Source organism: Pseudomonas sp. QL9 (assembly GCF_041409665.1).
Classification (GTDB): Bacteria; Pseudomonadota; Gammaproteobacteria; order Pseudomonadales; family Pseudomonadaceae; genus Pseudomonas; species Pseudomonas knackmussii.
Genome location: NZ_CP166971.1, coordinates 5,328,713 through 5,353,553, shown reverse-complemented (window position 1 = coordinate 5,353,553; position 24,841 = coordinate 5,328,713). Strand labels below are relative to the sequence as shown.

Genomic DNA, 24,841 nt, shown 5'->3' with positions numbered 1-24,841 from the left:
ATTACCGGGCGGCCGCGCGTTCGGCCGCCTCGCGTTGCCGGGCGATCTCCTGGTTACGCAGGAGGAAGCGCTGGATCTTGCCGCTGGGGGTCTTGGGCAGTTCGGCGATGAACTCCACCTCGCGCGGGTAGCTGTGCGCCGACAGGCGCTTGCGCACGTACTGCTGCAGTTCCTCGGCCAGTTCGGCGCTGGCCTGGTGGCGCGGGCAGAGCACCACGTAGGCCTTCACGATTTCGGTGCGCTCCGGATCGGGTTTGCCGATCACCGCTGCTTCCATTACCGCCGGGTGTTCGATCAGCGCGCTCTCCACGTCGAAGGGGCCGACGCGGTAGCCGGAAGTGGTGATCAGGTCGTCGGAGCGGCCGACGAAGCTGATGCTGCCGTCGGGGTTCAGCTCCACGGTATCGCCACTGAGATAGTAGTCACCGACGAAGGCCTTGGTTTCCATGCCGTCGTAGCCGGCGAACCACATCAGCGGCGAGCGCTTGCGGTCCATGGCGAGGATGCCCGGCTGGCCGGCCGGCAGTTCTTCGCCGTTCTCGCCCAGTACCACCACGCGGTGGCCGGGAATCGAGTAGCCGGCGGAGCCCATGTGCACCGGATGTTTCAAGGCATGGTGGTTGGCCAGGACCATGCCGAGTTCGGTCTGCCCGTAGTGGTCGTGGATGGTCACGCCCAGGCCCTCGGCGAACCAGCGGATCACCTCCGGAGTCAGGGCCTCGCCGGCGCTGCTGACTGCGCGCAGGCGGCCCTTGAGCTCGCGCTCCACTTCTTCGCTGGAGGCCATCAGCAGGCGGTACGCGGTGGGCGAGCCGGCCAGGTTGGTGATGCCCTGCTCGCGGATGATCCGGCAGGTGCTCTCCACGGTGAATGCGCCTTCGTAGAAAGTCGTGGCGTGGCCCAGCGCCAGCGGCCCAGCGACCGCGTAGTAGAGGCCGTAAGCCCAGCCCGGATCGGCGAGGTTCCAGAAGCGGTCGTCGGCGCGCAGGTCCACGGCATCGCGGATGTAGCCGGCGAACGCCAGGATCGCCTTCAACGGCACCGCCAGCGGTTTGGCGAGGCCCGTGGTGCCCGAGGTGAACATCAGCAGGAAGGGGGCTTCGCCGTTGCGCATGACCGGCTCGAACTGCTCGGATTGCGCGTCCAGGGAAGCATGGAAATCGAGGTCGCCAGCCGGGATCGCCTGGCCGCCGCTGACGGTGATGATCTGCGGTGCGTTCGGCACTTCGTCGAGCTTGGCGCGGTTGCCGGCGTCGGTGACCAGCACGCGGCTGCCGGCGATGCCCAGGCGATGCTCGATGGCCTTGGGACCGAAGGCGGTGAACAGCGGCTGGTAGACCGCGCCCAGGCGCCAGGTGCCGAGGATGGTGACGAGCAGTTCGGGGGTGCGCGGCAGCATGCCGGAGACGCGGTCGCCGGGGCGTACGCCGAGGCTGTGCAGCAGGTTGGCGAAGCGCGCCGACAGTGCCTGCAGCTGGGAGAAGCTGTACTCGGCGCGTTCGCCGTTGCGGCCTTCCCAATAAAGTGCCGTGCGCCCGCTGGCGGCATGGCGGTCGCAGCATTCGACGCAGGCGTTGAGAGCATCGAGGCTCCCCGAGAGCTGTTCCCTGGCAGTGGCGGCGTAGTCGAACTCGGCTACGGCGGCAGCGTAATCGCGCATCGCAGAACTCCTGTTTGTTCTTGTCGGGAGTTCCGCGATGTTCGCGCCACTGCCCTGAACCGGCAATGTCGAAAGGCTCCAAATTGGCTGAGCGGATTGGACAGCCGCGGGCGTTTTGTCCTGGAGGAATTGGCAACTCGTCATCCCCGCGAACGCGGGGACCCAACAAAAAAGAGCCTGCCCACGAACAGCTCTGTGCAGAGCCATTCGCGAGCAAGAACTAGGCGTCCCCCTCGCTCCTACGAAGAGCCGGGGGCTTAACTGGCCTGCGGCATCTCGCCCCGCGCCAGGCGGGCGTTGATATCGCGGACCACGGCTGGCAGCTCGGCGATGGTGTCGATCAGGTAGTGCGGGCGCGAGCCTTCGAACATCTGGCCGATGCGCTGGCGCTCCTGCGCAAGCTTCTCCTGCGGCAGCGCCTTGTACTGTTCCCAGGTCAGGCCCAGGGCGTTGCCCGAGCAGGTCAGGGCCACGGTCCACATGCCGGCGCGGCGGCCTTCGAGGATGCCTGGCCAGGTGTCGTCGACCTTCACGCAGGCAGCCACGTCGTCGATGCCCAGTGCAATCACGTTGGCCAGGGCCTGGGCCGGGTGCGGGCGACCATTCGGTACTTCGTCGGTGGCGACAACGTGGTCGGCGACGTAGCCGTTGGTCTTAGCCAGGGTCACGACCTTCTCCATCACCACCGCTGGGTAGCCCGAGCAGGAGCCGATCTTCAGGCCCTGTTTGCGTAGGTCGGCGATGGCTTCCAGCGCGCCGGGGATCAGCGCCGAGTGCTCGGCGATCTTCTCGATCTGCAGCGGCATGAAGCGTTCGTAGATGGCGGTGACGTCGTCGTCGGTGGGCAGATGTCCGAACGCCGCCCGGTAGCGTTCGCCGATGGCCGGGATGTCGCAGAGGGTGCGGATGTGGTCCCACTTGCCCATGCCCATCGGGCCGCGCGCTTCTTCCAGGGAAACCTGCACGCCGAATTCGGCAAAGGCCTCGACGAAGATCTGTGTCGGCGCGAAGGAGCCGAAATCGACCACGGTGCCAGCCCAGTCGAGGATGGCGGCTTGCAGTTGCTGGGGTTGTTCGTAGTTCATCGCGTCAAATCCTGTAGTCGGGCGCCACCGCTGGCGACGCCGGGAATGGGGTTCAGATCTCGAAGACTTCCATCTCGCGCAGGGTCTGGGCGATCGCCGCCACCGCCTCGCGCATGCCCTGGGCGTCGACCTGGCCGATGCAGCCGACGCGGAAGGTTTCCACCTGGGTCAGCTTGCCCGGGTAGAGGATGTAGCCCTTCTCGCGCACCCGGCCATAGAACTCGGTGAAGTTGTAGCGAGCGTCTTTCGGTGCATGGAAGGTGACGATGATCGGTGCCTGGATCGCCGCCGGGAGGAAGCTGCGGAATCCGAGCTTCGCCATCTCCGCCAGCAGAGTCTGGCAATTGTTTGCGTAACGCTTGTGACGGGCCGCGAGGCCGCCCTCCTCCTCGTACTGGGTCAGCGCCTCGTGCAGTGCGGCGACCACATGGGTGGGCGGGGTGAAGCGCCACTGGCCGGTCTTGGCCATGTAGGCCTGCTGGTCCTGCAGGTCCATCGACAGCGAGTGGCAGTTGCCGGCGCTAGCTGCCAGCGAACTGGTGCGGGCGAAGACGAACCCCATGCCGGGCACGCCTTCCAGGCACTTGCCGGAGGCGGCGATCAGCGCGTCGAAGGGCACCTTGCGGGCGTCGATGTCGAGCGCGCCGAAGGAGCTCATGGCGTCGATGATCAGGCGCTTGCCGTGGGCCTCGATGACCTTGGCGATCTCCTCCAGCGGGTTGAGGATGCCGGTGCTGGTCTCGCAGTGGATCAGCGCCACGTGGGTCACGCTCGGGTCGGCGCTGAGCAGGCGGTCGACGTCGGCGGCGGTGGTCGGCACGTCCTCTTCGGTCTCGAAGGTGCTGAATTCGCGGCCGATCACCTGGCAGATCTTCGCCAGGCGCTTGCCGTAGGCGCCGTTGATCAGCACCAGCACCTTGCCGTCGCGCGGCACCAGGGTGCCTACCGCGGCCTCCACCGAGAAGGTGCCGCTGCCCTGCAGCGGCACGCAGGTGTGGGTGCCTTCGCCATGGATGATGGCCAGCAGGCGGGAACAGACGTCGGCGGTCAGGGCGTTGAAATCGCTGTCCCAGGAACCCCAGTCGACCATCATCGCGCGGCGGGTCCGCGGGGAGGTGGTCAGGGGGCCGGGGGTCAGCAGGATGGGCGCGCGCTCGGCAGTGCTCATGCTCGGTTCCTCTTCTAGGGAAGACCTGTGCGGGGGAGATTCTTGTTTGAGCCCGTCGCCGGGCCTGGACATAAGTTGCCAAGCGCCCTGTTATCGCTCAAATTGTTTATCACGATCCCAGGCATAAGTCGGACATATACATCCATGAACCTCTTCCAGCTCCGCGCCTTCGACGCCGTCGCCCGCGAAGGCAGCTTCACCCGCGCCGCCGAGCGCCTGTTCATCAGCCAGCCGGCGGTGACCGGGCACGTCAAGCAGCTCGAGGAGCACTACCAGGTCAACCTGTTCCGCCGCACCGCCCGCAGCGTGGAACTGACCGAAGAAGGCCGCCGCCTCGCTGCCATCAGCCGCACCCTGTTCGCCCTGGAGGAAGAGGCCGAGACCCTCCTCGACGCCAACCGCAAGCTGCTCAGCGGACGCATCGAAGTAGCCGCCGACGGCCCGCACCTGGTGATGCCGATGCTCGCCCGCCTGCGCGCACGCTATCCCGGCATCACCGTCAACCTGCGCCTGGGCAACGCCCAGGAAACCCTGAACGCACTGCTCAGCGAGCACGTGGACATAGCCGTGGTGACGGAAGTGGACGAACGCCCCGGCCTGCACCTGCGCGAGCTGGTGGAGTCGCACCTGTGCGCGTTGCTGCCGCAAGGCCACGCCTGGTGCGAGCGCAGCGACGGCATCCCGCTGGAAGAACTCGACCAGCAGATCATGGTGCTGCGCGAACCCGACTCCATCACCCGCCGCACCTTCGACCGCGCCTGTCAGGCCCGGCAGGTGCAGCCCCTGGTGCAACTAGAGCTGGACAGCCGCGAGGCGGTGACCGAGGCGGTGGCGGCAGAACTAGGCATAGGCATCGTGTCGTCGCTGGAAGTCAGCCGCGATCCGCGTGTGAAAGCGCTGCCGCTGCTCGGCGAGGGGCTGGTGAACCACCACTCCATCGGCTGCCTGGAACGGCGCCGGGGGTTGCGGGTGGTGAGTGCGTTCATGGAGTTGGCGGAAGACAGCGCCTGATCCACGCCTCTTCGCAGGAGCGAGCTTGCTCGCGAACCGCACGGCTGGGTGTTTCCCTGTAGGAGCGGCCCATGGCCGCGAATCGCGCGCATGGCGCGCTCCTACAGGTCGAAATTGGCGCGGGGATTCTCGCGGATGAATCCGCTCCTGCAGGATGATGCCGATCAGCCCCCTCTCCCGCGTGCGGGGGAGGGAAAAGAGTGCACCTGAAGTGGCCTAATGATTCTGGACACCCCGATAGGGCGTTAAGCTTCGCCCACAGCTGAGGTGTTCATGAGCAGAAGATCATTCAGTCCAGATTTCAAACTGGAAGCCGCCCGCTTGGTGGTGGATCAAGGCTATACGGTGCCGGCCGCCTGCAAGGCGATGGGGGTGGGGCCCACGGCGATGCGTCGCTGGGTGGCGCAGTTGCAACTGGAGCGTGGCGGCCAGACGCCTGCGCATAGCAAGGCGCTGACAGAGGATCAGCGGCGCATTCAGGAGTTGGAGGCGCAAGTCCGCCGCTTGGAGCGGGAGAAAGAGATTCTAAAAAAGGCTACCGCTCTCTTGATGTCGGACGCCCTCGACTAGTCAGGCTGGTCGAGGCATTGGGCGAGCAGTATTCGCGTACGGAACTGTGCCGGTTATTCCAGGTAAATCGCAGCAGTGTTTATGCGGCCCGAAAGCGGCAGGCACGCGTCTGCAGTCGACGAGAAGCGTTACGCCAGCGCGTGGTGGAACTGCATGCCCAGAGCCGCAGCGCGGCCGGTGCCCGAACGCTATCGGCCGCCTTGCGCAACGAGGGCTTTCCTGCAGGCCGTTACCTTGCCGCCCGGTTGATGAAAGAGGCCGGGCTCGTCAGTACACAACGCCGTAAACATCGCTACCGGGTTGCCAAGGAGCACAGTGCCATCGCGGCCAATGAGCTGGCGCGCCGGTTCAATGTGAGCCGCCCCAACCAGGTGTGGTGCGGGGATGTGACGTACATCTGGGCCGGTGGCCGCTGGATCTACCTGGCCGCCGTGATGGATCTGTATGCACGTCGGATCGTCGGCTGGGCCATGTCCAACCGGCCCGACTCACAACTCACCGGGCGCGCTCTGCGGGTGGCCTACGAAGCCAGGGGCATGCCACAGCAACTGATGTTTCACTCCGACCAGGGCTGTCATTACACCAGCCTCGAATTTCGCCAAATGCTCTGGCGCTACGGCATTCGGCAAAGCATGAGCGGTCGAGGAAACTGCTGGGATAACGCGCCGATGGAGCGATTCTTCAGAAGCCTCAAGTCGGAATGGATACCGCCCTCCGGCTACGTCGATCAGCCCCAGGCGGAAGCCGACGTGCTGCGTTACGTCACCGACTACTACAACCACCAACGGCCACACAGTCACAACGATTACCAGACACCGGCACGGCGTGAAGAGCTGGCTGGATAGACCTAAACCAGTGTCCAGTTTTACTTGACCACTTCAACCAGCGCATCCGGGATGCATCGTTCGCGAGCAAGCTCGCTCCTACAGGGAGTAGTCGCCGGGTCAGCCCAGCAACCCATGCAGCTTCGCCTGAGCGACCGCCTGGGTGCGCCGCTCCGTACCGAGCTTGCCGTTGATGTTCCAGGCGTGGGACTTCACGGTGTTGACCGACAGGCAGAGCTGGTCGGCGATTTCCTGGTTGGAAAGCCCCGAGGCGATCAGTTGCAGGATGGCCAGCTCGCGCTTGCTCAGCAGCGCGCTGAGTGCGGACGGGGAAGACACCTGGCGAGCGGGCGGGTTCGCGGCGGCTGACTCGAACCACTGCGGCTGACGCTCCAAGAGCGCGTTCAGCAAGCCGTTGTCGCGCAGCTGCTCGGGCGGCACTTCGCGTTGCAGGTAGTTCAGCAGCAGCGGCGTCCCGCTGGCCAGCAGCTGCGGCAAGGTGTCGGCCGTGGCGTCGCGCAGGAACAGGCAGATCAGCGCCGGCCATCCCGCGCACGCCTCCAGCAATTGCTCCCGCTGCTCGGCGGTCAGGGCGATCCGGCGCGCGCTCAGCAGCCCCTGGAGCGTCGGCGAATCGAAGGCCAGTGCGGCTGCATCGAGCTCCAGTACATCGCCCTGCAGCACCAGGCGCGGCAGGCTCCAGGCGGGCCGGAGCCGGCCGCTGATCCACCAGCGCACATGCTGCGGGGCGCGCTCCAGGAGGTCTTCCAGGCAGGCGTCGAGCAGCGGGCTGGCATGCCGCGGATAATCGTCGAGCATCAGCCACACCGGGTGGCGAATGCGCCCCAGCAGCCGGCACAACTCCTCCACTGTCGCCGCGCGCCCGCCCAATGCCTCGGCAATGTTGCTCAGTAACTCCCTGGGCAGCGGCGTATGGCCCAGCAGGTCCAGCCAGATCACCTGGGTGTCCGGTGGCGCCAGCCGGGCGCATTCGCCGTGCAACACACTCTTGCCGAATCCCGCGGGAGCCACGGTCAGCGTCAGCCGGCTGTCCGCGCCCAGCAGGCAGCGCAACAGGTGCGGACGCGAGACGGCACCGGGCAACGGCCTGGGCAGCGCCTTGCTCTTGGAGGGAATGTCGAGGAAGGGCGGTTCGGAAATCTGGGAGGACATGCTGACGATCTCTGCGGTTCCGTAAGCGACGGGACACCGGCGCCGAATGCGTGGGGCGTGGTCCACATATCCAGCACCGGTGCGTCCCACGGGGAGAAGTATCCCTTATGGCACGCCCCACCACTCGACATTCAGCGCCCAATACTTGACATCAGGCGCCAGCCGCCCGAACAGGGAACGCTCCCCTTTTTCAAGTACCCATCCGAGGCCCTTGCGTCGTGAAGGTTCGATCTATCCAGCGCCATTCATGAGGTCGATGAATCGCCGGAACCCCCTGGATCAGATGGGGTTTAGGAGTTTGGTGTGAGTTGAAGATCGCAACCTTCGTCTGTTTGGCGGCGCCGCTGCGCTGATTAAGGTGAGGCTCCCACCCCACCCTGACCGGAGAGTCGCATGACAATAACAACAGGGCTCCGACGCTTCCCGCCGTGCCTGCTCAGCCTGGCCGTGGCGATGGGCGGCCTCGTGCCGAACGCGCGAGCCGCCACCTTCAACATCGGCGAGATCGAGGGGCAATTCGACTCGGCGCTGTCCATCGGCGCCAGCTGGTCCACGCAGAGCGCCAGCCAGAGCCTGGTCGGCGCCACCAACGGCGGCCACAGCAGCGCCAGCGCCAACGACGACGGCCGTCTGAACTTCAAGCAAGGCGAAACCTTCTCCAAGCTGTTCAAGGGCGTCCACGACCTCGAACTGAAGTACGGCGATACCGGCGTGTTCCTGCGCGGCAAGTACTGGTACGACTTCGAGCTCAAGGACGAGAGCCGCCCGTTCAAGCAGATCAGCGACGATGGCCGCGAGGAAGGCGCCAAGGCCTCGGGCGCGGAGCTGCTCGACGCCTTCGTCTACCACAACTACACCATCGGCACTCAGCCGGGCAGTGCGCGCCTGGGCAAGCAGGTGGTCAGCTGGGGCGAAAGCACCTTCATCCCCAACAGCATCAACTCGATCAACCCGGTCGACGTTTCCGCCCTGCGCCGCCCCGGCGCGGAGATCAAGGAAAGCCTGGTCCCGGTCAACATGGCCTTCGCCTCCCAGGGGCTCACCGAGCACCTTTCCGCCGAAGCCTTCTACCAGCTGGAGTGGGCGCCGACGGTGCTCGACAACTGCGGCACCTTCTTCGGCTCAGATACCGCGGCCAAGGGCTGCGACAACAACCTCACCGTCGGCGCACCGGCCGGGGTGAAGGCGTTGACGCCCTACGCCGGGTTGATGGGCGTGAGCATCGTGCCCGAAGGCCTGATCGTGCCGCGCGGCAGCAACCAGGACCCGCGCGACAGCGGCCAGTGGGGCCTGGCGCTGCGCTGGATGGGCGACGACACCGAGTACGGCGCCTACGCGATGAACATCCACAGCCGTCTCCCCTACCAGGGCATGACCACGCCCAGCGCTGCCGCCATCCAGCGCGCGCTCACCCTGCCCGGCGGCCCCGCGGGGCAACTGAGCCAGACCTCGCTGCTGGGCAACAGCCACTACTTCCTCGAGTACCCGGAAGACATCCACCTGTACGGCCTGAGTTTCGCCACCACCCTGCCCAGCGGCACGGCCTGGGCCGGCGAAATCAGCTACCGGCCGAACATGCCGCTGGCGATCAACGCCATCGACGTTACCAATGCGCCGGTGATCGATGTGATCACCGGCGCCCTGACCGGCGGCCGCCCCGGGGCGCTGGCCACCGCCAACACCGACCTGAGCGGCTACAAGCGCAAGGAGATGACCCAGGCGCAGACCACCCTCACCCACTTCTTCGACCAGGTGCTGGGCGCCGACCGCCTGACCCTGGTGGGCGAGGTCGGTATCACCCGCCTGGGTGGCCTGGAGAGCCGCGACGAGGTGCGCTACGGGCGCATCACCGAGGTGGGCGCCTACAGCGCGACCAATGACGAAGGCTTCTACACCAGCACCTCCTGGGGCTACCGCGCCCGTGGCATCCTCGACTACAGCGACGTCATCGCCGGCGTCAACCTCAAGCCCAACCTCGCCTGGTCCCACGACGTGCAAGGCTACGGCCCGACCTTCAACGAAGGCGCCAAGGCCGTCAGCCTCGGCCTGGATGCCGACTACCGCAGCACCTACACCGCCAGCCTCTCGTACACCAACTACTTCGGCGGTGATTACAACAACCAGATCGACCGCGACTTCCTCGCACTCAGCCTCGGCGTGAATTTCTAAGAAGGACCCGCTTCGATGAAAACGACCACAAGACTCCTCGGGGCCTTCGCCCTTTCCCTGCTGTCCGGCAGCGTGCTCGCCGCCGCCACCCCACAAGAACTGGCCACCCTGGGCACCAGCCTGACGCCCCTGGGCGCCGAGAAGGCCGGCAATGCCGACGGCAGCATTCCCGAATGGACCGGCGGCCTGCCGCCCAACGCCGGCACGGTGGATGCCAACGGCTACCTCGCCGATCCCTTCGCCAACGAAAAGCCGCTGTTAGTGATCACCGCCGCGAACGCCGAGCAGTACAAGGCACGCCTGAGCGAAGGCCAGCTGGCGATGTTCAAGCGCTACCCCGAGACCTACCGGATGCCGGTGTACCCGAGCCACCGGACCGTGGGCATGCCGAAGGAAATCTATGCGGCCGTGCACACCAGCGCCGCCAAGGTCAGCCTCGTGGAGGGCGGCAACGGCCTGCAGGGCTTCACCGACTCGCGGGTGATCGCCTTCCCGATTCCCAAGAACGGCCTGGAAGTGGTGTGGAACCACATCACCCGCTACAAGGGCGGCAACGTGTTCCGCGCCTCGGCCAACGCCTTCCCGCAGCGCAACGGCGACTACACCCCGGTGCAGATGGAAGACCAGGTCGCCTTCCCCGCCTTCGTCCCGGACCTGCCCAAGGAACAGGCCGACAACACCCTGCTGATGTTCAAGTCGGTGACCACCGCGCCCGCCCGCCTGGCCGGCAACGTGCTGCTGGTGCGCGACACGGTGGATCAGGTGAAGGAGCCGCGCATGGCCTGGCAGTACAACGCCGGCCAGCGCCGCGTGCGCCGCGCCCCGCAGATCGCCTACGACAGCCCCGGCAGCAACGCCGACGGCACGCGGACCTCGGACGACTACGACATGTACAACGGCTCGCCGGATCGCTACACCTGGACGCTGGTGGGCAAGAAGGAGATGTACATCCCGTACAACAACTACCGCCTGGCCTCGCCGCAAGTGAAGTACGCCGACATCCTCAAGGCCGGGCACACCAACCAGGACCTCGCACGCTACGAACTGCACCGCGTCTGGGTCGTGGAAGGCACGCTCAAGGAAGGCATGCGCCACGTCTACGCCAAGCGTCGCTTCTACGTCGACGAAGACTCCTGGACCATCGCCGCCTCCGAGCTCTATGACGGTCGCGGCCAACTCTGGCGCGTCGGCCAGGCCATGCTCATGGACGAGTACCACGCGCAGGCCCCCTGGTACGCGTTCGAGGCGCTCTACGACCTGATCTCCGGCCGCTACGGCGTGTACGGCCTGATGAACGAAGAGAAGACCTGGGTGAAGTTCGGCATCCCGGCCTCGGTGAACGAATACACCCCGGCGGCGCTGCGCACGTCCGGCGTGCGCTGACCGGTCTCCAGACCTGCGGCAGCCGGCGCGCGAAGCCCGGCTGCCGCCTGGCGTCAGCCGCTCTCCGCGTCCACCCGGCCAAGGCCGGGAAAGCGCCCTTCGCCGATCGACAAGAAGAAACCAGGAGTGCCCATGAGTATTCGCCCCACCCCCTGGACCGCCAGGGTGCTTGCCAGCGCCTTGCTGCTCGGCGGCCTGGCCATGGTCCCGCTGGCCAGTGCTCTGGCCAATGCCACGCCCGCCGCCAGCCAGGCCGAGCAGACGGACGAGTTCCGCGCGCTCGTGCACGACGCCTACCAGTACGCCTACCCGCTGGTGCTGATGGACATCACCCGGCAGCAGATGACCAATGTGCCCGATGCCAGCAGCGTGCCGCAGCGCGCGCCCATCAACCAGTTCGCCCACTACCGCGCCTACCCCGACGCCCACTCCCGCGATGTGGTGCGACTCAACTTCGACACCCTCTACTCCATGGCCTGGGTCGATGTCGGCAAGGAGCCGATGATCCTGTCGCTGCCCGATACCGACGAGCGCTACTACCTGATGCCGATGCTGGACATGTGGACCGACGTGTTCGCCGTGCCCGGCTCGCGCACCACCGGCAACAAGGCGGGCAACTTCGCCCTCGCCAGCGCGGACTGGAAAGGCGAACTGCCCAAGGGCGTGGAGCTGATCCGCACGCCGACGCCGGTGTTCTGGATCCTCGGCCGCACCCAGGCCAACGGCCCGGCGGACTACGACAGCGTGCGCAAGCTGCAGGACCAGTACCGCCTGGTCCCCCTGAGCCAGTGGGGGCACGACTACAAGCCGCCTGCGCACCTGCCCGTCGACCCGACGGTGGACAACGTGACGCCACCGTTGCGGCAGATCAACCAGATGACCGGCACCGAAGTGCTCACCCGCTTCGCCCGGCTGCTGAAACAGTACCCGCCGCATGCCACCGACTATCCCATCCTCCAGCGCATGCGTCGCCTGGGCCTGGAGCCGGGCAAGGACTTCGATCCGGCTGCGCTCGGAGCCGAGCAGCGCAAGCTCATCGATACCGCCTCGAAGGAAGCGCAACTTGACCTGATCCAGGCGATACGCAGCGGCTCGATCGGCACGCGTCTGAACGGCTGGAACTGGTCAGACTCGCTGGGCAGCTACGGCACCCAGTACCGCAAGCGCGCCCTCGTGGCGCTGGGTGGGCTGGGCGCCAACCTGCCCGAAGACGCCATCTACCCCAATGCCTTCACCGATGCCGACGGCAAGCCCTTCTCGGGCGGCAACGCCTACGTCCTGCGCTTCGACAAGGGGCAGCTGCCGCCCGTGGGCGCGTTCTGGTCGCTGACCCTGTACGACAAGGAAGGCTTCCAGGTCGCCAATCCGCTGGACCGCTTCGCGCTCGGCAGTCATGACGCCCTCAAGCCCGGCGCCGATGGGTCGCTGGAAATCCGCATCCAGCACACATCCCCCGGCAAGGACCTGGAGAGCAACTGGCTGCCGGCGCCCAGCGGCGACTTCCAGGTGATGCTCCGCCTGTACTCGCCCAAGCCCGCGGTCACCAACGGCCAATGGCTGCCGCCGGCCATCCGTAAGATCAACTGAACGAGGCGGACGACCGCCATGGGAGTGACCAGATGAACAAGAGAGCTACCCTCGCCGCGCTGGGACTGGCGCTGGCGCTGCCCTTCGGGGCACAGGCCGGGCAATCGCTGTCGGCCGACGAAGCGAAGGAGATCGCCCGCGAGGCCTACATCTACGCCTACCCGCTGGTGCTCATGAAGGTGACCAAGAACGTGGGCTGCAACGTCGAGCGCCCCATCGGGCTCAACGCGCCGGTCAACCAGTTGGCCCATGCCCGGGCCTTTCCCGACCCCGACTTCACTGTCGTGGTCAGGCCCAATGCCGACACCCTCTACACGGCTCTGAACTTCGACGTCGCCAAGGAACCGCTGGTGGTCGAGGTGCCGGAGTCGGCGGGGCGCTATTACCTGATGCCGTGGCTGGACGCCTGGACCGACATCTTCGCCGCGCCCGGCACCCGCACGACCGGCAGCGCCGCGCAGACCTTCGCCATCGTCGGACCGAACTGGCACGGCAGCCTGCCGGCCGGCATCACCGAGTACCGCAGCCCCACGGCGAACGGCCTGCTGATCGGCCGCGTGCAAACCAACGGGCCGGCGGACTACCAGGCGGTGCACGCCTTCCAGGACAACATCCACGCCTATCCCCTGAGTGCCCACGGCACTCAATACGTGCCGCCGAAGGGCGTGGTGAACCCCAACCAGGACAAGACGGCCCCGCCCGAGCAGGTCGATCGCATGAGCGGCGCCGAGTTCTTCGAGCTGTTCGCGCGGCTGATGAAGGTCAACCCGCCGCACGCCAACGACTACCCCATGCTCGATCGCCTGAAGCGCATCGGCATAGTGCCCGGTGCCGACTTCTCCTATGCTGCGGCACCCCAGGCCATCAAGGACGCCCTGGATGCCGCTCCCGCCAGTGCTCTGGGGCAGATCAAGAGCGCTTTCCGCAGCTCCGGCACCCAGGCCAACGGCTGGCGCACCAACATGACCGCCGTCGGCACCTACGGCGCGGATTACCTGCACCGCGCCGGCGTGGCCTACGCGGCGCTGGGCGCCAACGTCATCGAGGACGCGATCTACCCCACCGTCTTCAGCGATGCCGAGGGCAAGCCGCTGAGCAGCGACAAGCGCTACGTCGTGCACTTCGACAAAGGCCAGATCCCGCCGGTCCGCGCCTTCTGGTCGTTGACGATGTACAACCAGCACCAGCTGTTCGCGGCAAACCCGATCAAGCGCTACGCGATCGGCGACCGCGACAAGCTGCAGTTCGGCAGCGACGGCTCGCTCACCCTCTACATCCAGCGCGAAACGCCCGGCAAGGACAAGGAAGCCAACTGGCTCCCCGCGCCGGCGCAGGGCGACTTCTCGATGAACCTGCGCCTCTACTGGCCCAAGGCCGAAGCACTGGACGGCCGCTGGACGGCGCCGGCGGTCAAGCGCGTCGATTGATCCTCGCGAACCCAACCGGCGCCTGGCGCCGGTTGGGTTCGAAAGCGCGGGTCCGGCTGCCAGCTTATTCGGCGGCATACTCGTCTCCCGAACGCACTTGAGCGACAACCATCAACGACGAGCAGATATTGGGTCCCAACTTCTGCTCCACCTCTTTTCGCAGGCAAGGAGCGATTTGCAGCGGCTTTGACCAAGCCGCTATTGCCAAGGAGAGAGAAAATGCGAATGCAGATAGTGCAGCTATATTTATTATCAATAGAATTTTGAGCATTAATATTATGCCCCTATATAGACCCTGAACCCCTTACAGAAAGCTTCCATTACTTAATTAAATGCAGCCCTCATAAACTCACCGCTAGAACTTGTAATTGATACCGAGCGAAGCGCCTGCATTGCTGTAACTATCTTCGCCAAATTGCCCGCCGACCGAACCCCAGACACTCAGATTCTTGCTCAGTGCACCGTCCACCCCCAGCTTCACTTCGCCGGTATTGCGAATGCCGGCCATGGACTGCGTAACGTCATCCATCTTTACCCCGTAGACCTTGGTGTTGTGATGCCAGTTGGCAGCTACGTAGGGCGCCCAGCGCGAACCGGTGTCGTCGGTGGCCATCTCCTTGAAGACCTTCACCCCCAGACGGGTATGAATGTTGTCCTCTCCCACGGGGGAGACCTCAGTGCCGTTATCTTCGCGGTGCTTGTCCGCTTTGATGCCGCTCCAGATCACTTGCGCTTGCGGCTGGATAAAGACGCCGGAGCTCTCCTCTTTGCCCAATTCGAAGGTATACCCGCTCTCCACAGAGGCCTGCAGCCCCTTCGAGTCGTACTTCTCCTCGGCCAAGCCTTCGCCTTCAACGCTGTTCTTGAACCAGGCGTGCTGCACCCAGGTGTCCACGTAGGCGCCCTTGCGCGAGTGCTCTTCCTGGAACCAGGTCCCGTACAGGCCAACGCTGTAGCCATCGACGCTGCCCTTGGCGTTGAAGTCGGTCAGCTTCGAACTGGAGTCGCTGCTGCTGTTGCCGTAACCGGCCATCACACCCAGATGCCAGCCATCTTTCCCGCCATCGAAGCTGCCTTGGGCTACTTCGCCACCCAGCTGGACCACGTAGCGATTCTCGCTGTTCTCCAGCTGATCGCCCTGGTCCCGGCTGCGAATATGGCGACCGTCCACTCGCGCCCACAGCGTGGTCAGCTTTTGCTCGCCGGTGACCGGATCGGTATACAGGCGCTCACCGGTGCGATCCTCCAGACGATGCATGAACATCTCGTTGGCGGCGGCCAGGTTGCTCATATAGCTACCAGCCTCGGGACGCGAGGTGCTGACTTCCGGCGGCGTCGGCGGTGCGGGAGGCGCAGGGAGTTCGGGATCAGTCGGGTCAATCGGATCAGTTGGGTCGACCGGCTCGAGCCCGCTGGTGAGGTACCAGCTGTTGCTATCGCCGCCGTTCCCACCCTGCACCAGACGGTAGTCATACGCTCCCGCAACGATGCGCCCCACCTGACGGAACTCGGTATCCGGAGCAATGCTGCCATCGACCGAAATCAGTCGAATACCTTCGATGGTTTGCGCGCCCTGTCCGCCGAGGTTATTGACCACGACGTTGGTGCCGCCATCCGCATTCCCGGTGATGTGCAAGCTGTCGGTCCGGGAGTCATCGCCTTCGAGAACCGTATTGAAATGCAGTGTCCCGCCGCCACCGTGATAGTCGCCGTTCACAGTCAGTGTCGTACCAGCGGAATTGCCACTCTGGTTCAGGTAGATATGACCCGCACTGCTCAATTCGCCGATGCTCTGGTTGATCCCGTTGAGATCCAACCCGCCTGTCTGACTCAAGTAGAAGTGAGAGTTCTGGCTGAACGCGCCTTCTGCGCCGGCACGAAGCAAACTCCCTGCAACTACAGTCGGGCCACTATAGTCGTTAATGCCACCTAATTCCGTTGTACCACTGTACGAGTAAAGCCCACCCGCCCCGGTCACATTCCAGTCAGCGGAATAGTTATAATCCAGATGATTCAGGATAAGGTATGAATTCGACGAATCCAGCTTAATATCCTCGACATCGATCTCACCAGGGCGAGTGGGGCTATTGAAATCACCAACAATGATCCAAGCGGAGTTATTATCCTTAGCCTCGATGTAATCGGCCTTCAAGAGAGCCCCATCGAATACTTTCAAGACAGACCTAGAGTCCTCCCCCACATCCCCCAGGACTATCCGACTTGAATTCCATATCGTCCCATCGCCAGACACGAATGCAATTCCGGTCCCTCCATTAATACCTATATAGTCCCCTAATGGACTCGTAAACGTATTTGCGCGAGCCCCGTTGGATAAATCAAAAAAACCCACCCCTCCATCACCACCAATATTGACACCCACCACCGAAGTCAAGCCAGAACCTTGACCATCAACCTTCAAAATCGCCGCACTACCCTTCCCGCGACTACTGGTAACATATACAACAGCCGCATTTAACTCCCCCCCACCAATAACCTGGAGAACGCCCGGAGCATTTACATCCCCCTGAACCTCAACAATTGCCGGGGTACTAACTTTGCCCCCGTCAATGATCAGCACCGCCCGCTCAATCGACACCCATTCATATTGACGATCGTCGTAAATATATTTCGGCTCTTCCCCATCAACCAATATAAGAGGTTCAGCGAACACACTCGAGACCGGCGATACCAACATAGCGAGAGAAGCCATCGGGAGAATTTTTTTCATTTACAAACCTCTTTCAAAGCGCTATCCAACAGCGCCATTTGAGCCACCAGACCAACTAGGCAACAGCACCAATCAATCTTGGCGATAATGAATCGACATAAATCACAATGATGATATGTTCCAATATGCCGCGACACTTAATTTGATATCTTGCGCCAACAAATAGACACTATGCGCCACACTTGAAATTTCGATTGCCCCTCGACCTCCCGATGTGCGCAGTTCACAGCAGCAAGGGATACCGAGCAGTGGCGGCCCGAGTAATGGGAGAAGTTCCTGGCGCGGGGAATGCCAGGTGGAAGGCGCAGAGACAGTCTGTCCGGGTCACCCACTCCCCTACGCCAGAAAGTCTCACCGTCCTCAACACGATGACTGCCCCCAGCCCACTTGCCCGATGGCGTACATGAGCCCACTCAGAAGGGCCACCAGCCACGATCGTTTTCCAGTTCAGCGCGACAACCCTGCAACTGCCCACCATAAGATCTGGCCTGCCGATCGACTTTGCGCGCCACTTGAACGAGCCATGGCTTGCGTCGATGGGTGCCACGACTGAACCCTCCCCTGCCTTCGTGGTACGCCAGGTACTGGTTGAAGGCATCCCACTTGGAGACACCCAGTTGTCGCTGGGTGGCATCGGTGTACCAGCCGATGAACGAGAGGGAATCGGCGAAACGGGTTCGCGAGCCTCCTTCGTCCGTCGCACGCTGGAAGTCTCCCCATGCCGAATCCAGCGCCTGCGCATAGCCATAGGCGGAACTCACCCTGCCCCAGGGGATGAAGCCAAGGGCGTAATAGCGCGGCGGTCGCGCATCGTGCTGGTAACTGCTCTCCTGTTTGATGATGGCCATGGCAACGTGCATCGGAGTGCCCCAGCGCGACTCCATGTCCCGTGCGTCTTCGTACCAGTCCGGATATTCGCGAAAGATCGCGCACAGATCGTCCGGACTGCGCGGCGGCGCGTTGGCACAGCCGCCCAGAGCGAGCACTGCAAGTGCCAGCAAGGCGTAAGAAGCATGCAGAACGACACCGGGCTCCATCCGCTGCAACTCTCCAGTGGCGAGCGAAAGGGTAGGCGCGCTCAAACCAGCTCGGGGCGACCGAACAGGTAGCCCTGGAACAGACTGAACGGCAGGATCTTGGCGATCCCGTGTTGCCAGCTGGTCTCAACCTTCTCGGCGATCAGAGCCACGCGATAGCGATGGACGAACTCGTACAACTGCGCCGCCAGAACCGGATAGCGTGCAGACAACAGCTCGGCGTCCACAGTCTCGACAAGCCCCAGACTATGGATGTCGAGCTTGACGAAGTCGCCCAGTCCCAGATCGAGCTCCCAGTGCACAGAGCAATCGAGTGGGTAATCGTCGAGCGCGATTAACACGCCCTCCTGTTTCAGTCGCATCATCCCCTTGATATAGGCCCTGAGCTGTCCTGCGCTCGTCAGTGGACGCTCGGTGACTTCGACGACCAGCTGGCAGCCGGCATGGTCCATATCGGCCGACGCCTCGATCAACTCGTCGACCAGCGCCGGCGCCGTCAGGCTCCTCTTCTCGACATTGACGAAGTACTGCATCGGCAACCTGGAGGTTTGCTCATGACGGACCTGGGCCTCGTAGTTCTGCTCGGCCAGGCAACGAATCCGCAGCCTGAGCAGCAAATCGCTGGTCAGGCGCTCCAGGTCGTACATGGAAAGCTGCGCAATGAGCTCATCGGAGGCATCGCCTGATACCTGGGCGCTCAATGCCGCGAGTGTCTCGAAGCCGATCACCTGCTGTTGCCTGTCGACGATCGCCTGCTGCCTGAAACCGACAATCTGCGGTCCGCCTCGGTGATAGCGAGTAGGCACGGAGCCACGATATGGAAGGGGCGAGCAATCGAGCTTGAGCGGGGCGTTCATGGAAGGCGACTCCTGCAATCCGGGAATGCCGCAAACCTAGGCGCCACGCAGGCCATGAGGGAAATCAAGAATCTTCATTTGGCGCCTATTGCTCAGGCTTATGCACTGAGCTGCGCCGGGATGCGAGCAAATGAAAGGGCGGCGATTTCGACCCGGAAACTCCTTCACTCTGGAGGGCACCCGGCGCTGAACACGACAGAAAATAAAAGGGCCGCGCAAGAGGCGCGACCCTTGACGGCGTCAGGAAAAGACTTCGCTGGTCATCTCCCGAGCCGGTCAAAACGCCCCATGCTCGAGCGACGACTTAAAAGAGCAGGAATGCCGACAGCGTGGACTGCTGCAGATCGACATCCTCGAGCTTGAGGATTTCATACTCGGCCCGGACGCCCAGGTTGCCGAGCAGATCGAACTCGACGCCACCACCGTAGGTGAGCCCCACACCATTGTCGCTTCCGGCCGCATCCCCATCGGCATCCCACATGTGCCCACCCAGGCTGCCGTATGCCCGGAGTCGCTGCCCGATGGGGAAACCGGCGTGGACAGCCCCCTGCAGCGAGCGCCCGTCCAGCTTGTGCCCGTCGTCGCGCAACTCGCCGAAGTCGACGACAGCCCCCTCGAACGCGAACATCCCGCCCGGGCGGTATCCCAGGTAAGCCTTGTACGTGTTGTCGCTATCGCTCAGCACCGAATCGTCCGCCTCGATCCGAGTGGCACCCAGCCCCAGGTAGAGTCCGCGGTCATCCGCGAGCGCATTCGTCGCCAACATCGAAACTGCGATAGCGGCAATTGCCCGCCCGATATTCAACTGCATTTCCCAAACACCTCGAATTCCTTCAACTGTTGCGATTCCCACGCTGCAGCCAATGCCGCAGCGCGTCACAACAGTAAGGAAGTGGGCCGGAAAACCGCGTTCAATAATCGTCATTACTGGCGGGGCGGCCACCCTGCCCCCCTGGTATCAGCGGCACTCGCTCTGCAGCGACCACGATGAAGCGCTTCGGTCACCTGACTCGACACCACTCAGATAGGCGCTGCCATCATCATTGACAACACCGATCTCACGACGGCTTTTATTACTTAACACCACGGCGCCGAAGGGGGCTTTCCTCCACTTTCCAGAATGATGAGCGCCATGACCTTCTCCCCGGCTACGACTTCCAACTTGCGATATCCGATCATGTCCTCGGTCAGGGTCGCTTGCTGGATCGAACGGATGGCCTCGGCCTTTTTCGGAGGCGCATCCAGATCGATACTAATTTTATTACGATAATGATCACTAGCATCGGCAACGACAGCCCTACCCTGCAAGTTGGTATGCGTCAGGGCTCCGTTGCACTTGACCGGAGCTCCGGAAACGCCATTCGTATTCACCAACACTCGGCTTTCTCCCGGCCTGTTGATTCTTTGTAAATCGCCATCAACCAAATCAACTGCATTAGTCCCAATAGATCCAGGCTGTATGCTATCCCCCTTGAAATCCCGAATATGAATCCGTCCATTCGTTGCCGACCACCTGCAAAACGAAACAAAAGCTGCCACGCAGTTCCATTAAAGGTTACATTTGCACTCTGGACCACAGCGACAGAACAGCTCTTCAACTTTATCGAAAACGGCACAGGACAAGGAGACTTTCGCAGTGGAGCCTCCACTGACAGAGACGAACTCATTCATACTTACCACCCCATATCGACGACCTGACTCTCCGACTCGAGCGCAATCGTGAATTACGCATCGATAATTGATTCCTAAAAAACTCACAACTCCCTGCTCTGCCTCGCCTCCAACAGTGACCACTCACTTCTCCAGCCCGCCACGAGCGATACTGCAAAATAGCTTTTCTCACGTTTGCCAAACCACGGATACATTGTCGTCACCCCCAGCAAATGCGAATCAAAAATCTTCATTTCCACTTCGCACTGACCTCAACCTTAGGGCAGATCCGCATTCGCAACGAGCGTTATGCACCCAATATCGAGTCGGACTTCAAATATTAATTATTGATATCTATCGAACGGCGAGATGCAGCATCATGGAATGCATGATCAGCGTGAATCGCGCCGGCATGACCAGGTTTTCACTTGTTCGGCGAAGGAGCCGTACGTTGCTCCAGTAACTGGCTGCTGTATCCAGCCACCAGACTCCTTCCGCACCATGCAAATTGGTGCGTTCAACCGGCCCGCCAGGGCCGGTTCTTTTTATTAAATTCGGAATGCAACACGGCGCGCGACTCCCTCCTGATTTACTAAAGACTTTTTTCCAAGCCCTCAGCCAGCTGCTTTAAAGCGCTCGCCCGCAAGAAGCCTATCCGACATTGGCCATTTACCCACTAAGCCGAGCGATCAATCACAAGCCCACAGCGACTCATCCCATGCCCTGGAACCCTGCGATGCCCATTCATGGAGCGCTTTGGCAAGTGCGCCCTTTCCTGGAGTTCATTTTCCCGCAATCGAGACATTGCATAGTTTCTTATCGGCATACATCGATTGACTCCTGTGCAGCCATTGGCCAATAGACAGCCATGCCCGTCACATAGGGCGACTTACCAGGGAAGCGCCGAATCGAGTCGACTCTCGCCCTCTTCAACCGGCCTCAACTCGCAGTCATTAAGTGAACGAAGTGCAGAATCGTAAATCTTGGAGCTGCAGTGCACGGAATATTCCGCTTTTTCATTCGAAACAGGAGAGTTGTCGAACGATTCTTTCGATTCCATCGCAATGGATTTTCGCCGCGTTCAAGAGTGGTATAACGCTCCATCTTTAAGCCCTACCTCACTTCAAGATGCTTACTTGGCGTTTGTCGTGCCTGCCCCGCTCAACTACAATATAGGGATTGCCCACTACTAATACCTTCGCATAATGACCGACGATCAACCCGAAAAAATATTCACACTAAAGTTGAATTCTCCCGATGCGAAAACGGCGACCTTCACGCCGGCCGAGAACAAACTTCGCCTTAACCAGGCGAGCGGGGTCGAAAAGATCATTTCGCTGGGCTATGCGGAAAACAGAATTCTGCAGATGCTGATCGAGAACCACGGCGAGCCTGTTGCTCGCGAAGAGATAACGGATTTCGCCTGGAATGATCGGGTTGTCGCGCCCGGCAGCTTGAGCCAGGCTCATATTCAACCTGCGCAATATTCTCGGCGACAACAAGAAGCACGACATCATCCAGACCGTACCCAGAAGAGGATATCGGCTCAATTCCGAGTACCTGCCTGGGACTGCTGCCGATGACGAGCCGGATATCTCGCCTGTACCAGCAGCCGTGGAATCGCCAATGGAAGTTCCAGCAGCGCCTCGCTGGAAACTTCGAGGTCTCTATGGCGTCATTCTCTTTTCAGCCGGACTCATTGCAGTTGGCCTATTGGCGTATCGCGAAATAGCCAGCGCCCTGCGGGACCCTTTGCAGGAAAAGACGATCTCCCGAGAAAAGTCGACCATCCATTTGCTCACCCTGAAGAACTCACCCAACAGCCCCGCCTACGAGAGCATTGCCAAACAGGCAATGGAGATGGATCTGGGGTTCGATGGCGAAGCCTGGCTTACCGTCCATGTGGACCGCTACAGGATCAGTTGCCTGACGTCGAATGGACCGGCCGTGACCGAGGAAGTAAGCGTGGAGATTCCCTTGAGCCAGTCTTTGCAGCTATGCCAAGCAGCGATGCAGAGGAATAAGTGATGACAAGAACCAAAACCCTGGCATCGCTTGGCATCTTGATGCTGATGGCATCCGGACTGTGGTTTCTGGCCTCGTTGCCCTCGATACCGACGATTCCCTTGCTAGGAATGGAAAACATGCTGCTGAAAGACGGCACTCAACTGTCTCATCAGGAGCGCATGAATTTTTCCCACGACCACTTCGTCTATACGCGCACCTGGGATATCGACGACAACCGGGCATTTTTCCAGATTTCCGGAAAGGTGCTCTTCGATGGGCGCAAACACGGCAGCATGACCGTGGACGATCGCAGTACCAGCAACGAGCTGCACGCCAACGCCAACAAATTCAACCAGGACACGTTCTTCAACCTGACACAGGTCCTGGCGAAGGGCTCGACACTGAACATCAAGATTCTCAAGAGTGACGACAAAGGCGTCTGCATTTACCTCTATCTGGCGCGCGCGGTGCACTGCTTTGGCGCAATCCCCGACTAAGGAGAGCACGACGTTGCTGTCGCTCGATTTCGACCCTCCTTCAGCCTGGTAATGCATTCGGTTTCCGCAGGTTGCCCCTGCATAAAGTTGACACTACGCGCCAATCCCATGAGTATCCTGACCCCACCGGCGCCAGGTTAGGAGCACTCCCTTTGACTGACTATGCACGTGCCTCAGGCCTGCACGGGTTACCCGCTTATGCGGCCAGCCAAGCGGTGGACACATTGGCTCTGCTCAAGGACGCCGGGCTGCCGAGTGACCTGCTCGACCACCCCGAAAGCCTCGTGCCCTATCAGAAGATGGCCAAGGTCGTGGAGCTTGGCGCACAGCGTTCTGGCAACCCGCTTTTTGGGCTAGAGCTCGGCCTGCAGCAAAGCATCGCCGGCACCATCGGCCCCCTGCTGTATTTGGCACGCAACTCGAAGAATGTTGGCGAAGCCTTGCGCGAGGTGGGCAAGTACTTCCATGTGCATGCCAGCTCGGTGCGGATTCGCCTGGAAATCGAAGGCGATCTGACCCTGTTCCACTACGACCCGAGCGAAGGCGAAGAGATCGCGAGCACGCGTCCCATCGTCGAACTGGTCCTCGGTGGCGGCCTGCAACTCCTGCGTTTGCTCCTGGGGCATCGCTGGCAGCCGCAGGCCCTGCTCCTGCAGCATGCCCCGGTCAAGGACCTGCAAAGCTACAGCCGCCTGCTCGGCCTCGTGCCGCAGTTCAACGCCCCGATCAATGCCTGGGTTTTCGCTACCAAACTGCTGGACGTGCCATTGAGCTCGGCCGACCCCGAACTCAAGCGCCTCGTGCAGCAGCACCTCGAGTCCCTGGGGCAGGCGACCATCCAGGACCTCCCCAGCCACGTCCAGCAGGTGATCCGCAACTTTCTCCCGAACGGACGGGTGGCCATCGTGCAGGTCGCCAACTACCTCTCCCTCAGCCCCCGCACCCTTCAGCGCTATCTCGCGGAAGAAGACACGTCGTTCAACCTGATTCTCGACCAGACCCGCAAGGCCATGGCGAGCCGTTACCTCAACGACTCCGAGATCAACCTGACGCAACTCGCGGAAATCCTCGGCTACTCCGAGCTGAGCGCCTTCTCGCGGGCCTTCAACCGCTGGTTCGGTGTCAGCCCCCGGGAATGGAAAAAACAACAGGGACAGGGCAAGACTCGCCGCTTGATAGGGCACATCCAGAGAAAGCGCCCCTAGGGCGCTTGACGGGCGACCGGACGATCAGGCCGGCAAATCGATGATGCCCTGCCTCAACCCGTACAGTACGAGCCCTGTCATGTCGCGGATGCCGAGGCGTGCCATGAGGCGAATTTTGTGGGAGTTTACCGTCTTGATGCTGAGGTTCATCAGGAAGGCGACTTCCTTGACGCTATGACCTCGAGCGAGCCAATAGAGGACCTCGCTCTGGCGCTCGGTAAGCCCCGCATGATCAGTGCTGACGCCGCTCATTATCCTGTTCAGCAATGGGTCGAGTACGCACGGGCTGAGGTAGCGATAGCCTTCAAGGACAGTACGCAGGGCCAGCGGAAGTTCGTGTTGAATTCCACCCCCAAGCAGGTATCCCGATGCCCCCGCCAGCAAGGCTTGCATTACGCTGTGCAAGGCCCGGTGCCTGGCCACCAGCAATACCGGCCAGCGAGCGCTCAGTGTTTCGATAACGGCGAGAATCGAGTCTTGTACCGCGTCCGAGCCCAACAGCAAGACATGCGGCTGGTGCTGTTCGATCTGACGCTCGAAATCTTCGTCAAAGGTGACGACGGCTATCTCGCACTTCGCCGAAGCTGCCATTAAGCACACTTCGGTGGTCGGTGAATCCAGAGGGCCGATCAAAACTACGCGAATGATTGAACTTGTTTGCATTCACTTGCGACCTCTACAGCACTGAAATAGCCACTTACAGCCTGTCTGTGGCGCCAAAGGCACGCCAGCAGGCCCTTTCGAAGTCCCAGCGCAACCTTACACAGGCCCGCCCATGGCAAACTTGACACTCCCCGACAGAA

The 24,841-nt window shown here is 62.2% G+C and carries 21 protein-coding genes; 10 read left to right on the top strand and 11 right to left on the bottom strand.

Annotated elements, in window-relative coordinates:
• Window position 1: 1 nt before the first annotated feature.
• The 3 genes from ACA097_RS25010 to ACA097_RS25000 form a co-directional block, all read right to left on the bottom strand.
• Window positions 2–1,660, bottom strand: coding sequence for an acyl-CoA synthetase (locus tag ACA097_RS25010; protein ID WP_371366679.1), 1,659 nt, complete (start codon window positions 1,658–1,660; stop codon window positions 2–4).
• Window positions 1,661–1,917: 257 nt separating this feature from the next.
• Window positions 1,918–2,745 carry a phosphonoacetaldehyde hydrolase gene (gene phnX, locus ACA097_RS25005; protein ID WP_371366677.1) on the bottom strand — a complete coding sequence of 276 codons (828 nt, stop codon included), beginning with the start codon at window positions 2,743–2,745 and terminating at the stop codon, window positions 1,918–1,920.
• Window positions 2,746–2,797: 52 nt separating this feature from the next.
• Window positions 2,798–3,913, bottom strand: a complete 1,116-nt coding sequence (locus ACA097_RS25000; RefSeq protein WP_371366675.1) for a 2-aminoethylphosphonate--pyruvate transaminase — start codon at window positions 3,911–3,913, stop codon at window positions 2,798–2,800.
• Between the two features lie 144 nt (window positions 3,914–4,057).
• On the opposite strand from ACA097_RS25000, the gene ACA097_RS24995 reads away from it, so the two are divergent.
• Together ACA097_RS24995 and ACA097_RS24990 are read left to right on the top strand one after the other, a co-directional pair.
• Entirely contained in the window at window positions 4,058–4,924 is an 867-nt protein-coding gene (locus ACA097_RS24995; RefSeq protein WP_371366673.1) for a LysR substrate-binding domain-containing protein, read from the top strand.
• 273 nt (window positions 4,925–5,197) lie between these two features.
• Window positions 5,198–6,339 (top strand): IS3 family transposase gene (locus tag ACA097_RS24990; protein ID WP_371365441.1). Its coding sequence is split into 2 segments (ribosomal slippage): window positions 5,198–5,450 and window positions 5,450–6,339, totalling 1,143 coding nucleotides; the frame shifts between segments, so codons are not numbered across the junction.
• A 99-nt stretch (window positions 6,340–6,438) separates the two neighbouring features.
• Here the strand turns inward: ACA097_RS24990 and ACA097_RS24985 are convergent.
• The gene (locus ACA097_RS24985) at window positions 6,439–7,491 is read right to left on the bottom strand and encodes a helix-turn-helix transcriptional regulator (protein WP_371366671.1); all 1,053 of its coding nucleotides are present in this window, start codon (window positions 7,489–7,491) and stop codon (window positions 6,439–6,441) included.
• Between the two features lie 393 nt (window positions 7,492–7,884).
• On the opposite strand from ACA097_RS24985, the gene ACA097_RS24980 reads away from it, so the two are divergent.
• From ACA097_RS24980 to ACA097_RS24965, 4 genes are all read left to right on the top strand, one after another.
• Window positions 7,885–9,660 (top strand): DUF1302 domain-containing protein, encoded by a 1,776-nt coding sequence (locus tag ACA097_RS24980; RefSeq protein ID WP_371366669.1) that lies wholly within the window; start codon window positions 7,885–7,887, stop codon window positions 9,658–9,660.
• Between the two features lie 15 nt (window positions 9,661–9,675).
• Entirely contained in the window at window positions 9,676–11,043 is a 1,368-nt protein-coding gene (locus ACA097_RS24975; protein ID WP_371366667.1) for a DUF1329 domain-containing protein, read from the top strand.
• Window positions 11,044–11,175: 132 nt separating this feature from the next.
• A complete protein-coding gene (locus ACA097_RS24970; RefSeq protein WP_371366665.1) occupies window positions 11,176–12,630 on the top strand; it encodes a DUF1254 domain-containing protein in 1,455 nt (484 codons plus the stop codon).
• Between the two features lie 32 nt (window positions 12,631–12,662).
• Entirely contained in the window at window positions 12,663–14,057 is a 1,395-nt protein-coding gene (locus ACA097_RS24965; RefSeq protein ID WP_371366663.1) for a DUF1254 domain-containing protein, read from the top strand.
• 355 nt (window positions 14,058–14,412) lie between these two features.
• On the opposite strand, the gene ACA097_RS24960 is transcribed toward ACA097_RS24965, so the two are convergent.
• From ACA097_RS24960 to ACA097_RS24935, 6 genes are all read right to left on the bottom strand, one after another.
• On the bottom strand, window positions 14,413–16,785 hold the full coding sequence (locus tag ACA097_RS24960; protein ID WP_371366661.1) for an autotransporter outer membrane beta-barrel domain-containing protein: 2,373 nt from the start codon (window positions 16,783–16,785) through the stop codon (window positions 14,413–14,415).
• Between the two features lie 413 nt (window positions 16,786–17,198).
• The gene (locus ACA097_RS24955; RefSeq protein WP_371370573.1) at window positions 17,199–17,822 is read right to left on the bottom strand and encodes a hypothetical protein; all 624 of its coding nucleotides are present in this window, start codon (window positions 17,820–17,822) and stop codon (window positions 17,199–17,201) included.
• A gap of 41 nt (window positions 17,823–17,863) precedes the next feature.
• Window positions 17,864–18,679, bottom strand: a complete 816-nt coding sequence (locus tag ACA097_RS24950; protein ID WP_371366659.1) for an EAL domain-containing protein — start codon at window positions 18,677–18,679, stop codon at window positions 17,864–17,866.
• A gap of 304 nt (window positions 18,680–18,983) precedes the next feature.
• On the bottom strand, window positions 18,984–19,490 hold the full coding sequence (locus ACA097_RS24945; protein ID WP_371366657.1) for an outer membrane beta-barrel protein: 507 nt from the start codon (window positions 19,488–19,490) through the stop codon (window positions 18,984–18,986).
• Window positions 19,491–19,637: 147 nt separating this feature from the next.
• Window positions 19,638–19,763 carry a hypothetical protein gene (locus tag ACA097_RS24940; protein WP_371366655.1) on the bottom strand — a complete coding sequence of 42 codons (126 nt, stop codon included), beginning with the start codon at window positions 19,761–19,763 and terminating at the stop codon, window positions 19,638–19,640.
• Window positions 19,757–20,218 (bottom strand): fimbria/pilus outer membrane usher protein, encoded by a 462-nt coding sequence (locus ACA097_RS24935; RefSeq protein WP_371366653.1) that lies wholly within the window; start codon window positions 20,216–20,218, stop codon window positions 19,757–19,759. The genes ACA097_RS24940 and ACA097_RS24935 overlap by 7 nt, the downstream gene beginning before the upstream one ends.
• A gap of 1,316 nt (window positions 20,219–21,534) precedes the next feature.
• Between ACA097_RS24935 and ACA097_RS24930 the strand changes: the two genes are divergently transcribed.
• From ACA097_RS24930 to ACA097_RS24915, 4 genes are all read left to right on the top strand, one after another.
• Window positions 21,535–21,912 carry a transcriptional regulator gene (locus ACA097_RS24930; protein ID WP_371366650.1) on the top strand — a complete coding sequence of 126 codons (378 nt, stop codon included), beginning with the start codon at window positions 21,535–21,537 and terminating at the stop codon, window positions 21,910–21,912.
• A gap of 43 nt (window positions 21,913–21,955) precedes the next feature.
• Window positions 21,956–22,357 carry a hypothetical protein gene (locus ACA097_RS24925; protein ID WP_371366648.1) on the top strand — a complete coding sequence of 134 codons (402 nt, stop codon included), beginning with the start codon at window positions 21,956–21,958 and terminating at the stop codon, window positions 22,355–22,357.
• Window positions 22,357–22,833, top strand: coding sequence for a hypothetical protein (locus ACA097_RS24920; protein WP_371366646.1), 477 nt, complete (start codon window positions 22,357–22,359; stop codon window positions 22,831–22,833). The genes ACA097_RS24925 and ACA097_RS24920 overlap by 1 nt, the downstream gene beginning before the upstream one ends.
• Window positions 22,834–22,985: 152 nt before the next feature.
• The gene (locus tag ACA097_RS24915) at window positions 22,986–24,038 is read left to right on the top strand and encodes an AraC family transcriptional regulator (RefSeq protein ID WP_371366644.1); all 1,053 of its coding nucleotides are present in this window, start codon (window positions 22,986–22,988) and stop codon (window positions 24,036–24,038) included.
• A 24-nt stretch (window positions 24,039–24,062) separates the two neighbouring features.
• On the opposite strand, the gene ACA097_RS24910 is transcribed toward ACA097_RS24915, so the two are convergent.
• A complete protein-coding gene (locus ACA097_RS24910) occupies window positions 24,063–24,701 on the bottom strand; it encodes a LuxR C-terminal-related transcriptional regulator (RefSeq protein ID WP_371366642.1) in 639 nt (212 codons plus the stop codon).
• Between the last annotated feature and the right edge of the window lie 140 nt (window positions 24,702–24,841).

What these genes read in the sequence shown, in the direction of transcription:
- ACA097_RS24910 (WP_371366642.1), bottom strand. Translation starts at nt 24,701, where the DNA reads ATGCAAACAAGTTCAATCATTCGCGTAGTTTTGATCGGCCCTCTGGAT.
- ACA097_RS25000 (WP_371366675.1), bottom strand. Translation starts at nt 3,913, where the DNA reads ATGAGCACTGCCGAGCGCGCGCCCATCCTGCTGACCCCCGGCCCCCTG.
- ACA097_RS24980 (WP_371366669.1), top strand. Translation starts at nt 7,885, where the DNA reads ATGACAATAACAACAGGGCTCCGACGCTTCCCGCCGTGCCTGCTCAGC.
- ACA097_RS24975 (WP_371366667.1), top strand. Translation starts at nt 9,676, where the DNA reads ATGAAAACGACCACAAGACTCCTCGGGGCCTTCGCCCTTTCCCTGCTG.
- ACA097_RS25010 (WP_371366679.1), bottom strand. Translation starts at nt 1,660, where the DNA reads ATGCGCGATTACGCTGCCGCCGTAGCCGAGTTCGACTACGCCGCCACT.
- ACA097_RS24945 (WP_371366657.1), bottom strand. Translation starts at nt 19,490, where the DNA reads ATGCAGTTGAATATCGGGCGGGCAATTGCCGCTATCGCAGTTTCGATG.
- ACA097_RS24995 (WP_371366673.1), top strand. Translation starts at nt 4,058, where the DNA reads ATGAACCTCTTCCAGCTCCGCGCCTTCGACGCCGTCGCCCGCGAAGGC.
- ACA097_RS24920 (WP_371366646.1), top strand. Translation starts at nt 22,357, where the DNA reads ATGACAAGAACCAAAACCCTGGCATCGCTTGGCATCTTGATGCTGATG.
- ACA097_RS24965 (WP_371366663.1), top strand. Translation starts at nt 12,663, where the DNA reads ATGAACAAGAGAGCTACCCTCGCCGCGCTGGGACTGGCGCTGGCGCTG.
- ACA097_RS24955 (WP_371370573.1), bottom strand. Translation starts at nt 17,822, where the DNA reads ATGGAGCCCGGTGTCGTTCTGCATGCTTCTTACGCCTTGCTGGCACTT.
- ACA097_RS24970 (WP_371366665.1), top strand. Translation starts at nt 11,176, where the DNA reads ATGAGTATTCGCCCCACCCCCTGGACCGCCAGGGTGCTTGCCAGCGCC.
- ACA097_RS24925 (WP_371366648.1), top strand. Translation starts at nt 21,956, where the DNA reads ATGGAAGTTCCAGCAGCGCCTCGCTGGAAACTTCGAGGTCTCTATGGC.
- ACA097_RS24950 (WP_371366659.1), bottom strand. Translation starts at nt 18,679, where the DNA reads ATGAACGCCCCGCTCAAGCTCGATTGCTCGCCCCTTCCATATCGTGGC.
- ACA097_RS24960 (WP_371366661.1), bottom strand. Translation starts at nt 16,785, where the DNA reads ATGAAAAAAATTCTCCCGATGGCTTCTCTCGCTATGTTGGTATCGCCG.
- ACA097_RS24930 (WP_371366650.1), top strand. Translation starts at nt 21,535, where the DNA reads ATGACCGACGATCAACCCGAAAAAATATTCACACTAAAGTTGAATTCT.
- phnX (WP_371366677.1), bottom strand. Translation starts at nt 2,745, where the DNA reads ATGAACTACGAACAACCCCAGCAACTGCAAGCCGCCATCCTCGACTGG.
- ACA097_RS24985 (WP_371366671.1), bottom strand. Translation starts at nt 7,491, where the DNA reads ATGTCCTCCCAGATTTCCGAACCGCCCTTCCTCGACATTCCCTCCAAG.